The 860-nt window shown below is 29.5% G+C and carries 1 protein-coding gene and 1 pseudogene; both read right to left on the reverse strand.

The annotated features are described in order from the left end of the window. Positions 1–265, reverse strand: a pseudogene (locus tag ACVC2P_RS00375) (UDP-glycosyltransferase); the annotation flags it as partial. Then, the coding region (locus ACVC2P_RS00380; protein WP_452596505.1) for a polysaccharide pyruvyl transferase family protein at positions 266–860 on the reverse strand (595 nt) is incomplete at its 5' end.

Here is an 860-nt window from a genome sequence, read left to right on the forward strand (position 1 = left end):
GATATACTGGATCATTAAATTTATCTCTAGAGACATTTAATTCTGCTCGTTTTCTAGCTCTTGTATATATTGGTAATAGTTTGTGTGTTGTATGGTCTTCTATTTTTACTTCATTAAACCCCAGATTATCTTTTAATGAAAATATAGTGTTGTTCCAGTAATGGATATCGAATCCCATTTGTTCTCCAATATCTTTAAAATCTGTAAAGGCGAAATTCCTTAACCCTACGCCATCTGGAAAGAAAACAAATACTTTTTTCTTCATCTACTTATTCGTTTTAAATGGACATGCTTCCATTAATCCATCACATAATTCTGAAATAACATTTTCTTTTGGCAGTACATCTTTTCCTTTAAAAGCATTTTCTAGAGCTTCTATATTCATTTTTGAGTCTAAAATTTCTGACTGATATGGTATTAATTTTACAGATTCGAAATAATCTCTATACTTTATATCGTCTCCAAAAACATCTCCAGAAAATTTTTGCCAAACTGCTGGTATATTATATGCATGAGATACAATAACGCCATGTAATGATGAAGATACTATTTTTTCACATTTTAAAAACTGATTTGTAGTCTCTTCTATACTGTTTGTCATTAAATCAATTAATAATACTGTATCGTCATTTTTATACCATTCGCTTACTTTTTTATAGTCTTTATAGTGTGGTATAATCCCTATTTTGTATTCTTTTTTAATATTTGGACTGTAATACCTTGGTAATAGCAATGCTGGATCTCCATATACTTCTGGAACACTATAGCCTTGTTCTATTAAATGCATTCGTGTTTGTGGCCCTCTAACTGCTAAGAATTTAGCTTTTTTAATGTTGTATTCTTTAGAAATTATTCCGCTT

Source organism: Pontimicrobium sp. MEBiC01747 (assembly GCF_053601635.1).